Source organism: Pseudomonas sp. D1HM (assembly GCF_019266105.1).
Classification (GTDB): Bacteria; Pseudomonadota; Gammaproteobacteria; order Pseudomonadales; family Pseudomonadaceae; genus Aquipseudomonas; species Aquipseudomonas taetrolens.
Window position 1 is genome coordinate 262,598 of record NZ_LRMN01000020.1, and the last position, 6,187, is coordinate 268,784.

A 6,187-nucleotide genomic window follows, 5' to 3' on the forward strand; every position below is an offset into this window, starting at 1 on the left:
ATGAATTTGTTTGCACTAATGGACGTGGCTGGAGCTAGATTGATTCGTTTTCCGCTTTCAGTGGAATTGAGTGCTGATATTTCTACTGTTTTTAATGATCAGCACGGAGAGTTTTTTCGGGGCGTAGATACTATCGTGCCATTTGATGGTAGATATACCCCAGAGGAAGGCGAGCTTCTTGAGATTTCTGACTTCGCAGATGTGGACGGCCTGTTATCAGCAGTTGCAAACCCACTTTCTGTTGATCAGTATGATCCCAATACTCACAGCCTTGACTTGGTGCGAGCGATTTTTACCGGAATAGAGGTGAATGGCACTCCTCGGGTTCTTGTTCAGATTTTTGAGCGCCGCAGATTGATTGCCCGTGCAGGGTTGATGCTTTTCTACGCGAAAAATCAATTTCAAAAAATGAGCGAGTCTGGACTGTCCCTCGATACTAAACTCTTAGCTGTACTCGAAGGCACTAACTTAAAATTTCAAAGCTTTCACTTTGCTAAGCGGGTATTCGATCTTTCGGAATACTTTCGAGAAGCGACTAACGAAGAAGTGACTACTTTTGCTGGTCATGAAAAGTTAGCGGTTCAAGATGTACAGGCTTTTTTGGCTGCAGCAGGCCAGCAAATAAGAAAGAAGATTTCTCTAATCCGGCAGTCAGCAGTTCTTGATAACTACAGTACTGATCAAATTGTTGCGGTTGCAGCCAGTATGCAATTTCCATTAGCTCTGTCGGATGACGGAAGAATTATCGTTCCTGACAATAATACCGAGCTAAGAAAGTTGCTGCGTTTTCTGGATGAGGATTACTACGAGTCCCCTCTGTCTAATACAAGATTTATTTCTAACTCCAAGCGCAAAGCTGACTGATATAGAATGTGTTTTCTCAGCATTAGTTGAGGTTTGATATAAGATTTTAACTGGCTGAAATCAACACCTCGCCAAAGCAAAGCAAAGCAAAGCAAGGCGAGGTGTATTGGTAATATTTTATAGCCTAATTCACTACAAATTAATCAGTGCCGCGAAAACACAGAGTATAAAGAAGCTCGGCGCTGAATTCAGAAGGATGCAGCGATTGCCTAGGCCAGCTGCATATCAGTCATAAGCGGCTGACTGTAGGTCGTCCTGTAATGCTGGGATGGCTGCTCAAATTGAGCCCCGCGAATCTCGCCATCTGAGCCAGTGAACGTCAGGGCGTCGGTCTTTGCTGATCTTCGATGCTTCCACTGCGATCAGAGCGGAGCACCATAGCAAAGGGAGCCAAATCCCTTTGGCTCACACATAGTGTCTCCTCAGATTGATGAGGAGAGCGTGGCAGGCACAAAAAAGCCCGCCTGCGGGGGACAGGCGGGCCAGTACCGAGAGGTGGGAGCCTCGACTCGGTGTTTGGAGTCTAGGCTGGGTGCGGGGGATTGCAAGGGGGCAGAAACAAGAAGCCCGGCGCTAGGCCGAGGCTTGAGTGGGCGCTACGTAACCACCATTGGGCGGGGACATCATGCGCCGTACGTCATCCCAGAGGATTTCCAGAGATCTCATGTGATCTACAGGAAAACACCTGGGAGAAATGGAATGTTCACCAATGCGAAGGTTGATGCTTTTACGGCCTGGCATGATCTATTGATCAACCCAGAGCTAGAGCTAGATTCTCAAGAGCGATACGACGAATTGCTCAAGTTGGCGGATGGCTTTCAAGCAGAGGGAATCATCGATTCTCACGAACGTAGGACTTTGATAGAGGTTGCGACCGTTGCCTATACGCGTGCGGTTACGGCAGAAGTCTGCGAGAAGTAGAAAGGAGGGATGAGTGGCTTCTAGATGAGGGCTGTCATGACGAAATTCGTCGCGCCATGATTAAATATGTGAGTTCTGTCGAGCGATCACCATCTCCTCCAATATTTCGCGGACGAGCCGGTTTACGCCCGTATCACCGTGGTACTGAAATCGGTCAATATTTATGATCGTGAAGTGATGCGCATTAGGCCCGCTAACACATACGGAAAGGGTGCTATCCGCATTTATTGAGCAGGAAACCTCACATTGAGGCAGCCGGCTCGAAAGGATTGCCTGAATTTGCATCCTACTCATGGTGTCCATATGCGCTCCGATCATTCAGAGGAGATCACAATATTAGCCGCAATCTTGGGATTCGTGCTTCATACCAGCAGCATTATCAGGTAGGTATTACTCGGTCTTATGAGACGGTTCCGCAGCTGCAGCAGCTATCGGATGGGGGTAGATTTGCGGGATATTTAGCTGGGCGGGAAAAATGCGATCGGCAATGAGAACTCGGACATAATCGCCATCAAATGCTATCTGACTGATTGCGGTGCTTATGAATGTGTACATGGTGATGGTAACGAAGACGGGCTGGGGGGTTGTTCAAAAAAGGGTCGAGTAGACCTATGATCCAAGACTCATGCAGAGAGGTGGTGCTGCAGGAGGCGAAGCTGCTTTTTACGGGATCAGAAGTCTGCATAAGGCTGGATAACGAAAATGGCACGTTTCAGGAGCTCAGGCTGCCCTAGACACAAAAAAGCCCGTCTGTTGCTGTAGACGGGCCGACCTAGCGGATCACATAAGTCTGCCAGTGCGCTCAGTCCTCTGGGGCTGACTCATTCTCTGGCGCCCACCTGGCTATTAGGTCGACCAGCAGCTCGGCAATAGCGTCACTGTTGTCTGACAGTGTCTCAAGGTGCTCATTGATTCTATGACATGTCTCTGTGGAGCCTCGTTGATCAATCCAGATGCCTATTTCTTCGATCGCAGAGCCCAGGGCGTTGATATTTTGGTTCAAACGGCTGAGTAGGGCTGGTGTCGGGTCGTCGGGAAGGGCGGTCATAGTGCGTCCTCTGGATGATGAGGAAAGCGTAGCAGACACAAAAAAGCCCGCCTGTGGGGTACAGGCGGGCCAGTACCGAGACAAGGAAAGGTGGAGCTCGGCAATACATCACTGCGACGACATCAATCGGCCGAGTACGTGGGGTTCTAGCCCTTATAGCCTTTTAGATGAAATCTCATGTCGCCCGTGAACTCCAGCAGTGAATAATCGCGAAAGGAGAAACGCCACGTCTGGTCGACACACTCGAATTCGTCGTGGTAACGGCCCGCAGCAATTGGCTGAAGGGAGAGTTCGGTGGTTTCCTGAAGGACGGTGTAGTAAGAGCGTATCGTCGCCTTGCCTGAGGCCTCATCGATTTCGATGATCGGATTACTGATGACATGTTTTGTGCGTGGAGTCCCGCAAGGATAAATTTTTATGTGTTGCTTCCAGATGAGCAACAATGCAGTCGAATCAAGAAAATCTTCGCAGCTCGTGACTTTGATTCGCGCATGTCGGAAGAGGGTGGCGGCACCCTCCAAGTCACCCCCGTCCATTCTTTCGGCATAAAGGTAGAGCAGATTGGTAATTTCGATAGCGGTGTTGCTCATCACTAATCCTTGCTCACGAATAGATACTGCGTTTGGTAGGCAGGGGCGCTCGGTTAGGCCTGATGCGGAATGAACACTTAGGCAGCATCAAATACATAGTGAAACGCTACATCGTCCTTTCGGACGATCTTTCGGCGAACTTATCGGGTGTTTTGGCTCCAGTTCCTCTGGATCTGGTTCTGGGATAGCTCCTCAAGTGACAGCCACAAAAAAGCCCGCCTGTGGGGGGCAGGCGGGCTAATTGATACCGGTCGGGTAGCTTTCGGATAGTTTTGCAATGAAGCGGCCTTCAGATGTCGCAAAAGCCCCCTGAATGTCACGGCTTTTACGCCAGACTTTCCCCTGATTTTTCAGTGTCGACGATCTGGCGGAAAATTCATGAGTTACGCGACAAACACATCTCAAATGAGCTGATCTTCGATGGCGGTTTTATCGATGACGGAGAGAACATCGGCAATCTTGCCATCCTTTACCTCGTAAAATACGTTCTCTGCGAAGGTAATGCGCCGACCGTTGATCTTCAGGCCAAGGAAGTATCCTTTTGGTGAGCAATTGAACAAAAGCCTCGCAGCAATAAGCGGCGAGTCACACGCCAGACGATCGATGACGAAACGCAGATCGGGAATATCCTCGAAATCCTTGATCAGCATCGAGCGGTAGCCTGACAGCCCAAACGGTCGGCCATTGTGTTTGACATCGTCGGCAACATACCGCCCTAGCGCATCCCAATCTTGGCGATTAAGGCAGTCTAGGTAGGTGCGATAGAACGCTTGCAGCGTCATGCTTCCAGATATCATCAAATCAAACCCTTTGCCTTTGTATGGGCCAATACCAAGCGGATTTTCCATTGTAATCCGCTCTTTTAATTCGTCGCAAAACTCCCGATTATAACTACAGCTCTGCATATGATTTTTGCGACAGTATCAACAATGACGATGCCTGCCTAGCTCGAAAAGGGAAGTTCTTAGTGGACGATATTTCGATAATCCAAGCGATTATTTCAGACGACCCCGTTCGCTGGCGCCTACTTGAAATGGTGCGCTCCCTCAATTTGCCAGACTGCTGGATAGGAGCAGGTTTCGTCCGAAACGCGGTTTGGGACTATTTGCACGGGCGCAGTACGTCTCCTGTCTTAACAGACGTCGACGTCATTTGGTTTGACGCTAGGCGTTGCTCCCCAGGGGAAGATAAAGCACTGGAGACTCTCCTCAGAGGGCTAGATCCGACCGTCATGTGGTCTGTAAAAAACCAAGCCAGAATGCATATTCAGAATGGTGATGAACCGTACCGTTCTACGACCGACGCAATGCGCTACTGGCCGGAAACCGCAACGGCGGTAGCCGTCAGGCTACGAGAGGAAGGTCCATGCGAGATCGCAGCGCCGTTGGGCCTTGAGGATCTATTTGGGTTGGTTATCAGGCCAGCGGGAAGGTTTGCCATGGAGAAAAAAAAGATCTATCAAGACCGTTTCAAGTCCAAAAACTGGATGACGATATGGCCACTACTCACGCTTGCGTCAGCGCCTTCAACTCCAATCCCTTGCGTCAAGGCGACTTAACCGGACGTTTACGGCCATAGCGTCTCTTCTGGTTGATGAGGAGTGTGTAGCAGACACAAAAAAGCCCGCGCACTGCCGGGGTAAGCAGTACGCGAACAAGCGCCGAGACAATGGAGCCTCAATCTCGGCGTTTGGAGTCTAGGCGGGGGGAGGGGGATTGCAAGGGAGCTAGATACAAGATACCCGGCGTTGGGCCGGGGCTTGAGTAGGCGCTTACGTAGCCACCATTGGGCGGGGAAGGGTAGAAGGTGTGCCGACGCAGCGGGTCAGTGAGGTGGGGCAACTGCTACCGTATCGGTGTGGAGCCACATAACTTCATAGGGTGAGTTGTGCGACTACTTCGTCTGCTGACATGACAACGGCATACTCATCACCGAGTATGGCCAAGGTTAATTCGTGAACGGTTGTGGCGTCCCACGACTTTCCATGCGCCCCAATGACGGGCACGGCTGTGGTGGCGTCTGAGGGAAGGATGATGCTGTATCCGAGTGCTTTTCCCGCACGGACCGTGGCATCCATGCTGTTGTGAATGACAACCCCCGTCAGCACTAAACGCTTTACTTGCATCCTTTTAAGAATTGCGTCCAACTCGGTGCCAATGAAAGCGCAGTTTTCCTGCTTGGTAATGACGGTTTCTCCCTTTATCGGAGCAACGTCCTTCTTGATTCCATTCCATGGACCGTGGACGTAATAGCTAGATGTAGGAGTCTGCTCATCGTGCTTCACATGAAGAACCGGCCACCCGTTTGATCGCCAATGATTGAGAAGGCGTTGGATCACCGGCAAATACTCAGGATTATTTTTGCCATCCCAGTTTGGGCGATCAATGGCATCCTGAACGTCAAGGATAACAAGGGGGATAGGGCCGGATTGATCCTTCATAAAATCTCATCTCCTTAAGGTGGGTAGTGTGCTGAGTGTACTGAAACACGCCTCACCAGCAACTGGTTGCAGTCGAAACCCTGCCTACACCTCTCTGCGAAGCCCTTCATAATGAACCTTCAGCTTATTCAAGGTGATTTTCGCAGACGTTTACCACAAAAAAGCCCACCTGTGAGGCCAGGCGGGCCAGTACCGAGAGGGTGGAGCCTCGACTCGGTGTTTGGAGTCTAGGTGGGGGGGTTGCAAGGGGTTATAAGACGCCCGGCGCTGGGCCAGACGTGGTTGAAGTGCAAGGTTCAGAGTGTGAATAGCCCCGGGTTTCGT

The 6,187-nt window shown here is 50.5% G+C and carries 6 protein-coding genes and 1 pseudogene; 3 read left to right on the plus strand and 4 right to left on the minus strand.

Going from position 1 to position 6,187, the window contains the following annotated elements:
* Complete coding sequence (locus AWM69_RS20200; protein WP_218728150.1) at positions 1–864, plus strand: Kiwa anti-phage protein KwaB-like domain-containing protein; 864 nt, start codon at positions 1–3, stop codon at positions 862–864.
* 209 nt (positions 865–1,073) lie between these two features.
* Here AWM69_RS20200 and AWM69_RS20205 read toward each other — a convergent pair.
* A pseudogene (locus tag AWM69_RS20205) lies at positions 1,074–1,208 on the minus strand (DUF2388 domain-containing protein); the annotation flags it as partial.
* 355 nt (positions 1,209–1,563) lie between these two features.
* On the opposite strand from AWM69_RS20205, the gene AWM69_RS20210 reads away from it, so the two are divergent.
* Entirely contained in the window at positions 1,564–1,785 is a 222-nt protein-coding gene (locus AWM69_RS20210; RefSeq protein WP_218728152.1) for a hypothetical protein, read from the plus strand.
* 1,194 nt (positions 1,786–2,979) lie between these two features.
* Here AWM69_RS20210 and AWM69_RS20215 read toward each other — a convergent pair.
* Both AWM69_RS20215 and AWM69_RS20220 read right to left on the minus strand, forming a co-directional pair.
* The gene (locus AWM69_RS20215; RefSeq protein ID WP_218728154.1) at positions 2,980–3,423 is read right to left on the minus strand and encodes a nuclear transport factor 2 family protein; all 444 of its coding nucleotides are present in this window, start codon (positions 3,421–3,423) and stop codon (positions 2,980–2,982) included.
* A 401-nt stretch (positions 3,424–3,824) separates the two neighbouring features.
* A complete protein-coding gene (locus AWM69_RS20220) occupies positions 3,825–4,271 on the minus strand; it encodes an ester cyclase (protein WP_373274342.1) in 447 nt (148 codons plus the stop codon).
* A 185-nt stretch (positions 4,272–4,456) separates the two neighbouring features.
* Between AWM69_RS20220 and AWM69_RS20225 the strand changes: the two genes are divergently transcribed.
* Positions 4,457–4,981 carry a nucleotidyltransferase family protein gene (locus AWM69_RS20225; RefSeq protein WP_218728170.1) on the plus strand — a complete coding sequence of 175 codons (525 nt, stop codon included), beginning with the start codon at positions 4,457–4,459 and terminating at the stop codon, positions 4,979–4,981.
* Between the two features lie 315 nt (positions 4,982–5,296).
* On the opposite strand, the gene AWM69_RS20230 is transcribed toward AWM69_RS20225, so the two are convergent.
* Positions 5,297–5,863 carry an isochorismatase family protein gene (locus tag AWM69_RS20230; RefSeq protein WP_218728156.1) on the minus strand — a complete coding sequence of 189 codons (567 nt, stop codon included), beginning with the start codon at positions 5,861–5,863 and terminating at the stop codon, positions 5,297–5,299.
* Positions 5,864–6,187 lie beyond the last annotated feature (324 nt).

Coding starts and splice junctions, on each gene's coding strand:
- AWM69_RS20230 (WP_218728156.1), bottom strand. CDS start 5,863: ATGAAGGATCAATCCGGCCCTATCCCCCTTGTTATCCTTGACGTTCAG.
- AWM69_RS20210 (WP_218728152.1), top strand. CDS start 1,564: ATGTTCACCAATGCGAAGGTTGATGCTTTTACGGCCTGGCATGATCTA.
- AWM69_RS20220 (WP_373274342.1), bottom strand. CDS start 4,271: ATGGAAAATCCGCTTGGTATTGGCCCATACAAAGGCAAAGGGTTTGAT.
- AWM69_RS20215 (WP_218728154.1), bottom strand. CDS start 3,423: ATGAGCAACACCGCTATCGAAATTACCAATCTGCTCTACCTTTATGCC.
- AWM69_RS20200 (WP_218728150.1), top strand. CDS start 1: ATGAATTTGTTTGCACTAATGGACGTGGCTGGAGCTAGATTGATTCGT.
- AWM69_RS20225 (WP_218728170.1), top strand. CDS start 4,457: ATGGTGCGCTCCCTCAATTTGCCAGACTGCTGGATAGGAGCAGGTTTC.